The sequence below is a fragment of the Labrys sp. F242 genome (assembly GCF_057813875.1).
On record NZ_JBVASG010000004.1, the window covers coordinates 241,045 to 254,598 of the forward strand.

Below are 13,554 nucleotides of genomic sequence, written 5' to 3' on the forward strand. Positions count from 1 at the left end.
AGAATCCGATGACGAGTGCGAACCTGTTTCCTTCGCCCGCCTGGCCGACGGTGCCGGTGAAGGGCGAGACGGCCGCCTATCCCATTCACCGCATTTTCTGCGTGGGACGCAACTACGCTGCCCATGCCGCCGAGATGGGCGTGGAGGTGGATCGCGAGGCGCCGTTCTATTTCACCAAATCGGCGCTGACCGCCGAGCAGAGTGGTGCGGTGGTCGCCTATCCGCCCGGCACGTCGAATTTCCACTACGAGATGGAACTGGTGATTGCCATCGGCGCGCCGGTCTTCAAGGCGGACGTCGCCGCGGCGCAGAAGGCCATCTATGGCTATGCGTGCGGCCTGGACATGACGCGCCGCGATCTCCAGCTCGAAGCGCGTGCCAAGCAGCGCCCCTGGGATCTCGGCAAGGATGTCGAGCAATCCGCCGTGTTCGCCCCCATCACCAGGGTCGCTGATTTCGCCGCTATCGGACCCCAGCGCATCCATCTGGCGGTGAATGGCGAGATCAAGCAGGAGGCCCATCTCAGCGACCTGATCTGGAAGGTGGAAGAGATCGTCAGCCATCTCTCGCACTACTACCATCTGCAGCCCGGCGACCTGATCATGACCGGAACGCCGGCCGGCGTCGGTGCCGTGGTGGCCGGAGACATCATTACCGGCGGCATCGGCGGTCTCGACCCGATCGAGCTCACGATCGGGGCAGCGGAATGATCCGCTTTCACGGCTATTTCCGTTCGTCCTCGGCCTATCGCTGCCGCATCGCCTTCAACCTCAAGGGCGTGACCTATGATTTCACGTCGGTGCATCTGCGCCGGGATGGCGGACAGCAGAAGGCGCCGGCCTATCGCGCCCTCAACCCCCAGGCGCTGGTGCCGACACTGGAGGAGGGCGACTTCCGCCTCACCCAGTCGCTTGCCATCATCGAATGGCTCGACGAAACGCAGCCAGGGCTAAAGCTGGTTCCCGAGGATGCGAACCTGCGTGCCGAGGTGCGCGCCTTTGCGCAGGTCATCGCCTGCGATATCCATCCGCTGCAGAACCTTCGCGTTCTCGATTATCTGAAGACCGGCTTCGCTGCCGATCAGGCGGCGCTGGATGGCTGGTGCCAGCGCTGGATCATCGATGGCCTTGCCGCCTGCGAAGCAATACTTGCCCGTCGCGCGCCTTCCACCTTCTGCTTTGGTGAGGCTCCGGGCCTAGCCGATGTCTGCCTGGTGCCTCAGGTCTTCTCGGCCCAGCGCTTCGGCGCCGATCTATCGGCCATGCCGCGCCTCCTGGCTGTTCATGCCGCCTGCGAGGCGCTTCCCGCCTTCGCCGACGCCCATCCGAGGAAGCAGCCCGACTGGGAAGCATGATGGCGCTTCGGCCTCCCCAACTCTACGGCCCCGGGGGCAGGCAAATAATTACGGACTAAATCATCAAAAAAACCGGCGACGCTGCGTAGCATCGCCGTTTTTTCTTCATGCAATGACGGTTTGTTCATACGCATCGGCGGCGCGGGCTAAGGCGGGCCTGCCCAGCATCATGTCGGCTGCCTTTTCCGCGATCATCATCACGACCGCGTTGATGTTGCCGCCCACGAGGTCCGGCATGACCGAGGCATCGGCGATCCTGAGCCCGTCCACGCCGACCAGTCGCAACTGCCCGTCGACGACGCGCCGCGAATCCTGCGCGGCGCCCATCCGGCAGGTTCCCGCCGGGTGATGCACGGTCACCGACGTCGCGCGGATGAACGCATCCAGTGCGTTGTCGTCCTGGGCGGCAGCGCCCGGCGCGTTTTCCTGGACGATATGGGGTGCCATCGCCGGCTGGTTCATCGTCCTGCGCAGGATGCGCAGCCCCTCGCGCAGCGTGTCGCGGTCGCGCTCCGAGGTCAGGAAGTTCTGCGTGATGTGCGGCTTGGCCTCGGGATCGGCCGAGCCGAGCGTGATCGAGCCGGTGCTCTCAGGGCGCAGCAGGGCAACGCGGCAGCCGAAGCCATCCGGCACCGGTCTGGTGAACGGCGGCAGATAGGGCCGGGCAGGGAAGGGCGCCGCCAGGAACAGGAGCTGGACATCGGGGGCTGTCAGGTCCGGCTGCGTCTTGAGGAAGGCGGTCACGCCGATCGGCACGTCTGAAGCAAAGCCGTCCTTGCGCAGCAGCGATTTGAGCATGGCCACGGCGAGGCGGTCATAACGCATTTCGCGCTGGAACCGACTCGGGCTCTTGCGGCGGTAGGTCGCCATCACCGAAAGATGGTCTTGCAGATTGCTGCCGACGCCGGGGCTGGCCACCTTCACCGCTATGCCATGCCCGGCCAGATGCGTAGGGCCGCCGATACCTGAGAGCATCAGCAGTTTGGGCGAATTGATCACGCCGCAGGCCAGGACGACCTCGCGCCGCGCTTGGGCAAATTGGGGGCGACCGCCCTGGCTGAAGTGAATACCGGTGACGCGGCCGTCCGCCATTTCGATGCGATCGGCACGGGCGCTGACGATGACGCGCAGGTTCTTCCGGCGCAGGGCGGGGCGCAGATAGGCGGTCGCGGCGCTGTTGCGTCTGCCGGCGTGGATGGTTTCCTGGACGTAGTCGAAGCCTTCCTGCTGTGCGCCATTGTAGTCCTTCGTCACGGGATAGCCTGCCTGGCGGCCGGCTTCGATGAAATCGCCGAGAATGGCGTCGCGATAGCGGGTCCTTTGCACACGCAGCGGACCCTCGCCGCCGCGATAGGCATCGCCGCCGCCTTCCCAGGTTTCGGAACGGCGGAAATAGGGCAGCACATCGGCATAGGACCAGCCGTCGAGGCCCGATTGCGCCCAGCGGTCATAGTCGCTGCGATGGCCGCGCACATAGGCCATCACATTGATGGAGGACGAGCCGCCGATCACCCGGCCACGGGCGCATTCGATGCCACGGCCGTCGATGCCGGGATCTGGCTCCATGAAATAGCCCCAGTCATGCAAGCGTTGCGGGAAGATCTTGCCGATGCCGACAGGGATATGGATGAGGGGATCGCGGTCCCATTGCCCGGCCTCGAGCAGCAATACGCTGGCGCCGCCCTCGGTCAGGCGGTGCGCCAGCACGCATCCGGCAGAGCCGCCTCCCACGACGACGAAGTCATAGGTGCCGGCATCCTGAACGGGGGTCACGATGGCCATGTCAGGACGCCGCCTTCAGTTCGGAGGCGGCCGTGGCAGGTCTGTGCGAGAGCCACAGCTTGAAGAAGAGCACGAAGATGCCGCCGATGATGGCCGCGCCGGCGGCGGTAATCATGATCACGCTGGGCAGAGCTCCGATGGCGAGCATCTGGCCGACGAAATAGGGGGCGCAGACCTGCCCGAACCGCCCGACCGCCATGCTCAGGCCGACGCCGGTGGCACGAATGGCGGTGGGATAGACTTCTGCGGCCATGGCGATGGCGCCGGCCGTACCGATGCCGAGGAACAGGCCGACGAGGCCGATGCACAAGGCGGCCGAGGGCACGGACGCTACGCTGTAGCCCAGGCCGACCGTGGCGGCTGCACCGAGGATGAAGGCCGGCACCATGGTCGGGATGATGCCGAACCGCTGGATGCAGCGGCCGGCAATGGCCTGTCCGAAGAAGGCGCCGAGACCGTTGAAGGCAACGACGAAGGCACCGTCCGCTGGCGAGATGCCGTTCATGCCCATCAGGGATGGCGTCCACAGCACGGTGAGGGTCAGCACGCCCATCCCTGTGAAGAAGGGCCCCCAGAGGAGGAGCGTGCCGAGCGCGCGTCCTCCGCGGAAAACCGAGCCGAAGGAGGCCCGTTCGGTCTTGTCGCCGTCGGCGGTCAACAGGGTGCTGTCGGTGACGGTGGCAAGACTCATGCGCCTGAGGATGCGTCGCGCCGCGGCCGTGTCATTGCGGCGTGCGATCAGGAATTTCAGTGATTCCGGTAGCCAAATCGCCAGGATGACGGCAATCACCAGCGGCAGCATGCCGCCGATATAGAAAATCATCTGCCAGCCGAAATGCTCGATCAGCCGCGAATTGATGAAGGCACCGGCCATCGCCCCGAGCGGGAAGGAGGACCACATCAGCGTCACACAGGTCGCCCTGTGGCGCTCCGGCGTATATTCGGCAGTCAACGCAATGAAGCAGGGCGTGGCGCCGCCCAGGCCGATGCCAGCGAGGAAACGGCAAAGCATCAAGCCGTTGAAAGACTGGGCGAAGGCGGTGAGCAGGGTGAAGACGCCGATGAGCACCGCGGCGATCAGCAACAGGCGCTTGCGGCCGACCCTGTCCGCGATAGCGCCGAAGCCGATGGCGCCAAGAGCTGCGCCGAGCAGGCCGGCCGAGAAGACGGGGCCGAGCTGGGGGATGGTCAGGCCCAGTGATTTGGCGATGAACGGCGCCGCCACGCCGATCGACTGGGTGTCCATGCCGTCGAAGAAGTTGATCAGGCCGCACAGGCCGATCACCGCGATCTGCAGCCCGCTGATCGGCCTTTCGTCGATCAGCCGCGAAACGTTGAGCGAAGGGCTCGCCATGGTCTCGTTTCTCCCCGAATTGCCGGTCTTTATCCGCGAGGGAGCCGGCCGGAATCGTTCTTTGAAAATTGCCGAAATCGGGTGGCACCGCCCTGCAAGATCGCCTTCACGACCGATCTGTCCGGTGATGGCTTGGCGAGCCTGCCCAATTCGGTTGGGTTATTTTAGTACGTATACATATATTATGTATACTGTCAATTAAATCGAGAACGCTTTGCTCCATCACGATGGTCGGCGGACGTGGATTAGGAAAGCGCGTTCAGGGGATCGAATTATCGTTATGGAGGCTGACGAGCTCAGTCAGCAAGCGCATCATCGTCGCGCGGCTCTCCGGCGGCAGGGGAGCGAGAAGGCGTTCCTGCACGCGGCGGACGGCCGGCTCGACGTCGCTCAGGAGTTTCTCGCCAGCCGGCGCGAGGTAGAGCAGCTTGGCTCGCTTGTCGCTCGGGCTGGCCCGCCGCCGAATCCATTTCTTCGCCTCAAGACGCTCGAGCACGTCGCCGATGGTGGAGCGGTCGAAGGCGATCAGGCTCGAGAGCCGGGTCGCGTCCAGGCCCGGATTGGCGCGTATAGTGAACAGCGCCGCGAACTGTACCGACGTCAGATTGAAGCCATCGCACTCCTCGGCGAAGATGCTGCTCGATATCTGCTGCGCGCGCCGGATCAGGTGTCCCGGCATGCCATAGAGTTCTGTCATCGAAATGCTACCCAATTTCCGCCGGACGATAGTTAAATCATCGGCCAAGGCAAATCAAAGCAGCCTACCGGGCAAGGCCCCGAACGCAGATTGGTAACGGGCGAACGCCAGCCGCCTCGCCAATCCATCCATCGTCCGAACTCGACGTTCGTCAGCTCCCTTTGCGACGTGCCTTCGCCTGCTCGACCCATAGATCCCAGGGCCGGTGCACTTGCGCCTCGATATTCTGCGCGGCCGTGCGCCCTTCGCCCTCACTGAGATAGGTCACATCGCCAAGACGGCTGGCTTCGAGCTGATAGCGGGCATTGAGTTCGGCATAAACAGCCCGGTAGACGGCTTGCGGCAGCGATTGGGCGACGACTGTCGAGCCATGGCCACGCATCAGCACGATGTCGCTGGCGTCGAATTGTTCGGCGAGTGCGCGGCCGAGCGCGTTGTCGCTGATGAGCAAATCGGTGCTGTCGCCGCCCGCATCGCGGATCTCGAAGACGGGGGCAGCCTGGCCGATGAATCCGGCCATGTGGAACAAGGCTCGCAGCCTTGTGGATTTCGACACGCTCAAGGGCACGATCGCGTGTGAGTGGCTGTGGACCACGGCGATCACGTCGGGGCGGCGGCGATAGATCTCGCCATGGATGAAGCGCTCGAGATAGACACGCCGCCCCTCGGCGTTGACGGCATCGCCGTCGAGCGTGAATTCGATGATGTCCTCGGCCGCCACCCGTCCCGGCGCCATGTTGCGCGCCAGCAGGAAGCGGTCCGGGCGGCGATCGTGGCGCACGCTGACATGGCCGAAGGCGTCCACGACGCCCTGATCGAACAATATGTGGTTGGCGTTGACCAAGTCCTCGACCAGTGTCGGTGACGGGGCTGCTCCGGCGCCTGCCTGGTCAGCGACGATGACGCCGGCGGCATCCTCGAAAGCGTGGGATTTATCGACACACATGGGATGGTCCTCGAAGCATTGTTGTGAAGCTGGATCGGTGCGAGGCGGTCAGGCCGCCGCGACAGGTTGTGGGGCCGACGCTACGCCAAGGCCGTTGGCGCCATACAGCCATTGCAGGGCGTCGTACCATTGCTCCTGCGATTTGGCGGCCATGATCTCGTTGCGCAATCGGGCATGGACGCCGGCGGGATGGTAGATGTGATCGCCCACCTCGCGCGACATCAACTGGATGCGGGCGGTGCGGGTCACGCGGCGACATTGATAGGAGGTGAGCGCGGCTTCGTGATCATCGGGATGGGCGGCGATTTCGTCGGACAGGCAGACCGCGTCTTCCAGCGCCATGCAGGCCCCTTGCGCCATATATTGCAGGGTGGGATGGGCGGCATCGCCGAGGAGCGCGACCCGTCCTTCCGTCCACCTGTCGGTCGGATCGCGGTCGCACAACACCCACAACCTCCAGTCCTTGCCGTGACGGATGATATCCTGCGCCCGCGGATGGACATGCTGGAAGCCGATGAGCACCTCCTCCTGGCTGACCGGCTTGCCGGCAACCGGTTCCGGCGCGTCGTTGTGGTAGGTGACGACGAGGTTGAAGCTTTTCCAGTCCGATAGCGGATAGTGGACGATGTGGCATTTGGGGCCCGCCCAGAGCGTTGCCGCATTCCAGCGCAGGTCTTCCGGCATCTGTTCGGTGGGAATGACGCTTCGATAGGTCGTATGGCCCGTCACCCGGGGAGCGCCGTCGCCGACGAGCTGGGTACGGATGTTGGACCATAGCCCGTCGGCTCCGATCAGCAGGCTGCCGGCGATGCGCTCACCGGTCTGGAGCAGGGCCGTGATACCGGTTCCGTCTTGTTCGTAACCGGTCACGCTGCAGCCGGTGCGCAGGTCGATGAGCGGATCGGCGCGGCAGGCATTGACCAGAACCCGGTGCATGTCGCCGCGGTGGATGACGGCATAGGGATTGCCGAAGCGCTTCTGGAACGGCTCGGTCAGGTCGATCGAGGCAATCTCCTCGGCCGTCAGGGCGTCCATCATACGCAGGCGGTCGACATAAACCGCCAGTTTGCGCATGGCGTCGCCGACGCCCAGATAATCGAAGGAGTGGAAGGCGTTCGGGCCGAGCTGGATGCCGGCGCCGATTTCGCCCAGCGCCGGAGCGCGCTCGAGCACGATGCTGGCATGGCCTTTGCGGGCGAGGCCGAGCGCAGCTGCCAGGCCGCCGATTCCCGCGCCGGCAATGACGGTCTTGTGCTGCATTTTCGGTGTCTCCTCTCCATTGGCTTGTTCACTGGAACCGGTGCGGTCCGTACGGCATCGGATGATCGCGCGGCCTTGGGCAGGTGGCCTCGGGCGATGCGATCCCGGTAGTGCTCGGTCGGGTATTCCATAATTGACAGTTAACTGATAATCCGTATACTGTCAATTATCGAATGAACCATGTGCCATGTCGTCATGGAGTGCCTGTGGCGCAGCCTGCGAGATGGCAGGGCTGCAAGGGTCCCGGCTTCCTGGATCGACAGGCGGAATGGTGAAGAACAAAGGCAGGCCTGCTGACGGGTCCGTCGAACGGGAGGAGCACTATCCGATGAACTACGTCACCCAGGCGGATCGCATGCTGATCGGCGGCGAGCTCGTTCATGCCAGCAGCGGCGAGTTCGACCTGTCCATCAACCCTGCAACGGAAGAGGTCATCGGCCGCGTTCCGCGCGCGACGGTTGGGGATGTCGACCGTGCTGTCAGGGCGGCGGATGCCGCCTGGCCCGAATGGTTCGCGCTCACGCCGCTGGCACGCAGCCGCGCGATGCGCGACTTCGGCAAGGCCCTGCTGGCGCGCTCGGAGGAGATCCTCAAGGTCGAGGTCGCCGATACCGGAAACACCGTCACGCCCATGCGCGGCGACGTCGGCTTCGCGGTCGACAGCCTCGACTATTTTGCTGGTCTCGCCCATGAGCTGAAGGGCGCGACGATCCCCTCCACGCATGAAAATCTGCACCTCACTTTGCGCGAGCCCTATGGCGTGGTGGTGCGCATCGCCCCCTTCAATCACCCGCTGATGTTTGCCGTGGCGAGGACTGCGGCGGCGCTGGCCGCCGGCAATGCCGTCGTGGTCAAACCGCCGGAAACCAGCCCTCTCTCGGCCATGATCCTGTCGGAGATTGCGCGGGAGGCGCTACCGCCCGGAATCTTCAACATCGTCACCGGAGACGGCCGGGTCGTGGGCAACGCTCTCGTCCAGCATCCCTTGATCAAGCGCATCGCCTTCATCGGCTCGCCGCAGACGGGGCGGGCGATCCAGCGTGCGGCGGCGGAGGTCGGCGTCAAGCATGTCAGCCTGGAGCTGGGCGGCAAGAATCCCTTCATTGCCTTTTCGGACGTCGATCCGGACCGGATTGCCGATGCAGCGGTCCGTGGCATGAACTTCGCGTGGCAGGGCCAATCCTGCGGTTCAACCAGCCGTCTCCTCGTGCATGCCGACATCTACGACGCCGTGCTGGAGCGTGTCGTCGACAAGGTCAAGGCGATCCGGCTCGGTGACCCGCAATCGCCCGATACCGGCATGGGGCCCGTCAATTCGCGGGTGCAGCTGGAAAAGGTGCTTTCCTTCTTCGAGAGCGCCAAGACGGATGGCGCACGCCTGATGACCGGCGGCAAGCGTCCCTATGGTCCGATGTTCGAAAAGGGTTACTGGGTCGAGCCGACCGTCTATGCCGATGTCGAGCCGGGCATGCGGCTGTGGCAGGAGGAAGTGTTCGGCCCGATCCTGTCGGTTGGCAAGTGGACGGGCTTCGACGAGGCGGTGGAGAAGGCCAACAGTACCGAATACGGCCTGACGGCGGCGGTGTGGACCAACAACATCAACGACGCCTTGCGGATGGTACGCAAGATCCGCGCCGGCCACACCTGGATCAACGGTTCTTCGGCGCATTTCATTGGCGTTCCCTTCGGCGGCATGAAAAGCTCAGGGATCGAGCGAGAGGAAGGCATCGAAGAGATGCTGGGCTATACCGAGACCAAGACCATCAACATCATACTGCCGAAGGGGTAAGGGCGGGGGCGCCGGCCCGCCCGGATGAGCTGGCGCCGGTAGAGCGTCGCGGCCATATTGACAGCATACTGAATTTATGTATGCTGTTTAATGAGCCAGGGAGTATCCGCGGGCCTTCAAGGCAGGCGGAGAGTGAAGGCGAAACCTTCAGGACAAACCCGGCCGCATTCCAGTTTTGTGTGCTGACAACCAAGCAGGGGACGCGCGTTTCGCTTCCGCGTGACGGTGCTGCCTAACCAAAAACAAAACAAAGGGAGGATCCATGACATATGTAATCGGCGTCGATACCGGCGGTACCTTTACCGACGGCTTCCTGGCCAGCACGGATGGCGTGCTGGTCTCCGCCAAGGCCCACTCGACGCCGCCCGACTTTTCGCGCGGCTTCATCAACGTCCTTGGAGAACTGGCACACACGGTCGGAAGCAGTGTGGAGGACCTTCTATCGAAGACGGATTACATCGTTCACGGCACCACCTCTACGCTCAACGCCGTCGTCACCGGCGACGTGGCGCGTGTCGGCTTCCTGACCACTCGAGGCCATGCCGATTCCATCCGCATCATGAATCTGGAAGGGCGCTATGCCGGCCTCGATCCGAGCGCCGTCCAGAACATCTCGCGCACCAACAAGCCCGCGCCGCTGGTGCCGCATCGCGACGTGATCGAGATCGACGAGCGCATCGACCACAAGGGCGCAATCATCGTTCCCCTCGACGAGCAGGGCGTCCGTGCCGCGGTGAGGAAGCTGCGCGATGACGGCGTGCGGGCGATTGCCGTCTCGCTGCTCTGGGCTTTCCGCAACCCGGTGCACGAGCGGCGCATTCGCGAGCTCATCCAGGAAGAAGCGCCGGAGTTCTATGTCGCCCTGTCGCATGAGACCAGCCCGCGCATCCGCGAATACACCCGTAGCGCCACCACCATCATCAACACGCAGATCGGCCCAGTGCTGAAGGGATATCTCACCCCGCTCGAGGAAGAACTGCGCGCCAAGAAATTCGAGGGCTCCCTTTTGGTCATGCAGGGCTCAGGTGGTTGCGTGCAGGCGGCCGATGCGCCCAAACACGCCGTCAGTACGCTGGGTTCGGTGCTCACCGGCGGCGTGATCGGCTGCCTGCGCCTGGCCGAGCGCCTGGGCCACAAGAACATCATTTCCACCGACATGGGCGGAACCACTTTCCTGGTGGGACTGGTGCGCGATGGCAAGCCGAGCACGACGACGACCACGGTGCTGCATCAACACCAGATCAACACGGCGATGGTCGATGTCCGCACCATCGGCGCCGGCGGCGGCGCGATCGCCTGGATCGACGGCGGTGGCAATCTGCGTGTCGGCCCCCGCAGCGCCGGTGCCCGTCCCGGTCCGGTCTGCTACGGCGAGGGCGGGCAGGAACCGACCGTCACCGATGCCGATCTCGTGCTCGGCATCATCAATGGCGACAATTTCCTGGGTGGCCGCAAGAAACTGTCCAAGGAGCTCGCTGCCGAAGCGATCCGTACCAGGATCGCCGAGCCGCTCGGCCTGACGGTGGAGCAGGGCGCCGCCGCGATCTACGCCATCCAGAATGCCCAGACCGCCGACCTCGTGCGCAGCGTCGTGGTCAATGGCGGGCATGATCCGCGCGATTTCGTGCTCTATTCCTTTGGCGGCGCAGGTCCGGTCCATGCAGTCAACTATTCGGCCGATCTCGGCGTGTCGGAAGTGGTGGTGCCGCTCGGCTCCACCGCCGCGGTGTTTTCGGCCTATGGGCTCGCCTCATCCGACATCGTGCTGACCGCGGAAATGTCGGATCCGGGCAACTTCCCCATCGAGCCGGCCACGCTCAACGGCAATTTCGGCAAGCTCGAAGCTGAGCTCGCCGAACGCCTGGTCCAACAGAAGCTGCGTTTTGCCAATGTGGTCTATGAGCGGGAAGCCGAGCTGCGCTACACCATGCAGATGGCCGAGGTAACCACTCCGGTGCCGGGTGGGCCGCTCGGGGAGGCGGAGATCGCCGGCATCGGCACCAGCTTCGAGCAGCTCTATGAACGCATCTACGGCAAGGGTGCCGGGTTCAGCGACGCCGGCCTGCAGATCATCACCTACCGGGTGCGCGCTATCGGCATCCTGCCGATCCGGGCCGATCTCGCCGCGCATGAAAGCGCGACCGCCGATCCGGTTCCCTTCTCGATGCGCAAGGTGTTCCTCGATACGCGCAAGGGCTGGCAGGACACCAAGATCTACGATTATCGCAGCCTGGGCGCCGGGTCGAACCTGACGGGACCGGCCGTAGTGGAGACACCGACCACCACCGTCGCGCTGCCGGAAGGCTTTGCCGGCGTGGTGGACGCCTATGGCAATCTCGCCATTCGCGTCGCGGAACCGGGCTGAGGGGGAGAAAACCATGCCGCTCATTCAAATCGCAGGGTCGGAGCGCTTCGCCTATCAGCCGAAGGCACCCGACGAGACCCGAAAGCTCGCATCGGGCGCGAAGCTGCACCAGGTGACGGACAAGGACATCGAGGCCGTCGATCCCCTGACCTATGAGGTCATCCGCCACCGCCTTGCCGCCGTCGCCGGAGAGATGGGCGACGGCCTCAAGCGCATGTCGGGCTCCGTCGTGGTGACGGACTGCAACGATTTCGGCGCGACCATTCTCGACGAATGCGGCGATTCCGTCGTCGTCGGGCTCTACAACACCCAGCTTGCCGCTTCCGTCGACATGGCGGTCAAATGGACGCTGGAGAACCGCTCCAGGCAGCCTGGCTTCCAGGCCGGCGACATGTTCCTGTGCAACGATCCCTGGGTTGGCGGCGGCCTGCACCAGAACGATGTCACCGTCTTTGCCCCGCTCGTCCATGACGGCGAGGTCTTCGCCTGGACCGCCGTCGTCTGCCATCAGGTCGATCTCGGCGGTGTCTCGCCGGGAAGCTGGTCGGTGGAGGGGCGCGACGTCTTCTGGGAATCGACGCCGATCCCGCCGGTGAAGATCGTCGAGGGCGGCAGTATCCGCTCCGACATCGAGGACATGTATCTTCGCCGTTCCCGGGTGCCGCGCCTGATTGCCCTCGATTTGCGGGCCAAGATCGGTGCCAACAACATCGCCCAGGAGCGCCTCGCCGCCCTGATTGCCAAATATGGCGCGCTCACCGTCAAGGCGGTGATGAAGCGCATGATGAACGATGCCGAGGCGCGGCTGCGTGCCAAGCTGCAGGCGCTGCCGGATGGCACGTGGAGCGGCGTTGCCCACCAGGATTCCTTCCGCCACAGCGACCGGAATCTCTACAAGATCCTGCTGACCATGACCAAGCAGGGCGATAGCCTCAAGTTCGACTTCACCGGCACCGACAAGGAAACGGAGGGCTTTGCCAACTGCACTTTCGCTGGCCTTCGCGGCGGCATCATGCCCATCGTGCTGACCATGCTGTGCGGCGACATTCCCTGGTCGCCGGGCGGCCTCTATCGCTGCCTCGAGATCGTCAGTGAGCCCGGCACCATCAACAATTGCAACTTCCCGGCCGGCATTGGCAAGGCCTCGGTGGCTTCGGCCTGGGCGACGCAGAACGTGGTGTCCGAATGCGTCGCGGGCATGCTCGATGTGCATCCCGAGCACCGCAAATCGCTGATGTGCGTGTGCTGCGGTACCTGGGACCTCGCCGTGCTCGCCGGGCTCGACCAGCGCGGGAACCCCTTCGTGACCATGATCTGCGATTCCATGGCCGGGGGCCTCGGCGCCCGTGTCGATCAGGACGGGGTCGATACCGGTGGTCTCAACTGTATCCCGATGGGCCGCGTCGCCGATGTCGAGATCAACGAATTCAGCTTCCCCATGCTCTATCTGTGGCGGCGAGAGGAAACGGATTCCGGCGGACCGGGCCGTTTTCGCGGCGGCATGGGCGGATCGAGCTGCTTCATCCCGCATGATTCCCCGATCGGGGGCGTGCATCTGGTCGTCTCAGCTACCGGCAAGGCGCTGCCGCAGGCAACCGGCATCAGCGGCGGCTATCCTGCCGGCACCCAATATGATGTTCTCAAGCGCAATGCCCGTGTCGCTGAACTCTTCGCGGCCGGACGCATTCCCGCGACCTTGGAGGAGGCTGGCGGCACCGCCGACATTCTGGAAGCGCATCTGGAGACGCATCTGGGCGAGCAGGATGTCTACTACACCCATTGGCAGGGCGGCGGCGGTTACGGTGATCCGCTCCTGCGCGATGCGGTTCTCGTTGCCCGCGACGTCGAGGCCCGCAAGGTGTCCGCCAAGGCGGCCAACGACATCTATGGTGTGCTCCTGAATGGCGATGGCAGCGCGGACGAACTGGCGACCCGCCGGCGCCGCAGGCAGATCCGATGCGAACGCGTCGGCGAACCCGTCCCGAACCAGGCTGCGGAGTGAGAGCC

The 13,554-nt window shown here is 64.4% G+C and carries 10 protein-coding genes; 5 read left to right on the forward strand and 5 right to left on the reverse strand.

The features are described 5' to 3' along the window. The first annotated feature begins 8 nt into the window (after nucleotides 1-8). Nucleotides 9-710, forward strand: coding sequence for a fumarylacetoacetate hydrolase family protein (locus tag ACZYTC_RS24595; protein WP_488990782.1), 702 nt, complete (start codon nucleotides 9-11; stop codon nucleotides 708-710). Further along, nucleotides 707-1,354 (forward strand): maleylacetoacetate isomerase, encoded by a 648-nt coding sequence (maiA, locus tag ACZYTC_RS24600; RefSeq protein WP_434960973.1) that lies wholly within the window; start codon nucleotides 707-709, stop codon nucleotides 1,352-1,354. Before ACZYTC_RS24595 ends, maiA begins: the two co-directional genes overlap by 4 nt. A 105-nt stretch (nucleotides 1,355-1,459) precedes the next feature. On the opposite strand, the gene ACZYTC_RS24605 is transcribed toward maiA, so the two are convergent. The 5 genes from ACZYTC_RS24605 to ACZYTC_RS24625 all read right to left on the reverse strand — a co-directional run bounded on the left by ACZYTC_RS24605 (nucleotide 1,460) and on the right by ACZYTC_RS24625 (nucleotide 7,393). Continuing rightward, nucleotides 1,460-3,136: a GMC family oxidoreductase gene (locus ACZYTC_RS24605; RefSeq protein ID WP_488990783.1), complete on the reverse strand. Its 1,677-nt coding sequence runs from the start codon at nucleotides 3,134-3,136 to the stop codon at nucleotides 1,460-1,462. 1 nt (nucleotide 3,137) lies between these two features. Beyond that, nucleotides 3,138-4,490: an MFS transporter gene (locus ACZYTC_RS24610; protein ID WP_434960971.1), complete on the reverse strand. Its 1,353-nt coding sequence runs from the start codon at nucleotides 4,488-4,490 to the stop codon at nucleotides 3,138-3,140. Nucleotides 4,491-4,749: 259 nt separating this feature from the next. Continuing rightward, nucleotides 4,750-5,187, reverse strand: coding sequence for a MarR family winged helix-turn-helix transcriptional regulator (locus ACZYTC_RS24615; protein WP_434960970.1), 438 nt, complete (start codon nucleotides 5,185-5,187; stop codon nucleotides 4,750-4,752). Nucleotides 5,188-5,338: 151 nt separating this feature from the next. Then, nucleotides 5,339-6,133: a class II aldolase/adducin family protein gene (locus ACZYTC_RS24620; RefSeq protein WP_488990784.1), complete on the reverse strand. Its 795-nt coding sequence runs from the start codon at nucleotides 6,131-6,133 to the stop codon at nucleotides 5,339-5,341. Between the two features lie 48 nt (nucleotides 6,134-6,181). Next, nucleotides 6,182-7,393: a 3-hydroxybenzoate 6-monooxygenase gene (locus ACZYTC_RS24625; protein WP_488990785.1), complete on the reverse strand. Its 1,212-nt coding sequence runs from the start codon at nucleotides 7,391-7,393 to the stop codon at nucleotides 6,182-6,184. 328 nt (nucleotides 7,394-7,721) lie between these two features. Between ACZYTC_RS24625 and ACZYTC_RS24630 the strand changes: the two genes are divergently transcribed. From ACZYTC_RS24630 to ACZYTC_RS24640, 3 genes are all read left to right on the forward strand, one after another. Further along, nucleotides 7,722-9,182, forward strand: a complete 1,461-nt coding sequence (locus ACZYTC_RS24630; RefSeq protein ID WP_488990786.1) for an aldehyde dehydrogenase family protein — start codon at nucleotides 7,722-7,724, stop codon at nucleotides 9,180-9,182. A 262-nt stretch (nucleotides 9,183-9,444) separates the two neighbouring features. Beyond that, on the forward strand, nucleotides 9,445-11,547 hold the full coding sequence (locus tag ACZYTC_RS24635) for a hydantoinase/oxoprolinase family protein (protein ID WP_488990787.1): 2,103 nt from the start codon (nucleotides 9,445-9,447) through the stop codon (nucleotides 11,545-11,547). Between the two features lie 13 nt (nucleotides 11,548-11,560). Continuing rightward, nucleotides 11,561-13,549: a hydantoinase B/oxoprolinase family protein gene (locus tag ACZYTC_RS24640; protein ID WP_481271240.1), complete on the forward strand. Its 1,989-nt coding sequence runs from the start codon at nucleotides 11,561-11,563 to the stop codon at nucleotides 13,547-13,549. The last annotated feature ends 5 nt before the right edge of the window (nucleotides 13,550-13,554 follow it).

Coding starts and splice junctions, on each gene's coding strand:
- ACZYTC_RS24610 (WP_434960971.1), bottom strand. CDS start 4,490: ATGGCGAGCCCTTCGCTCAACGTTTCGCGGCTGATCGACGAAAGGCCG.
- ACZYTC_RS24620 (WP_488990784.1), bottom strand. CDS start 6,133: ATGTGTGTCGATAAATCCCACGCTTTCGAGGATGCCGCCGGCGTCATC.
- ACZYTC_RS24605 (WP_488990783.1), bottom strand. CDS start 3,136: ATGGCCATCGTGACCCCCGTTCAGGATGCCGGCACCTATGACTTCGTC.
- ACZYTC_RS24595 (WP_488990782.1), top strand. CDS start 9: ATGACGAGTGCGAACCTGTTTCCTTCGCCCGCCTGGCCGACGGTGCCG.
- ACZYTC_RS24625 (WP_488990785.1), bottom strand. CDS start 7,393: ATGCAGCACAAGACCGTCATTGCCGGCGCGGGAATCGGCGGCCTGGCA.
- ACZYTC_RS24615 (WP_434960970.1), bottom strand. CDS start 5,187: ATGACAGAACTCTATGGCATGCCGGGACACCTGATCCGGCGCGCGCAG.
- ACZYTC_RS24635 (WP_488990787.1), top strand. CDS start 9,445: ATGACATATGTAATCGGCGTCGATACCGGCGGTACCTTTACCGACGGC.
- ACZYTC_RS24630 (WP_488990786.1), top strand. CDS start 7,722: ATGAACTACGTCACCCAGGCGGATCGCATGCTGATCGGCGGCGAGCTC.
- maiA (WP_434960973.1), top strand. CDS start 707: ATGATCCGCTTTCACGGCTATTTCCGTTCGTCCTCGGCCTATCGCTGC.
- ACZYTC_RS24640 (WP_481271240.1), top strand. CDS start 11,561: ATGCCGCTCATTCAAATCGCAGGGTCGGAGCGCTTCGCCTATCAGCCG.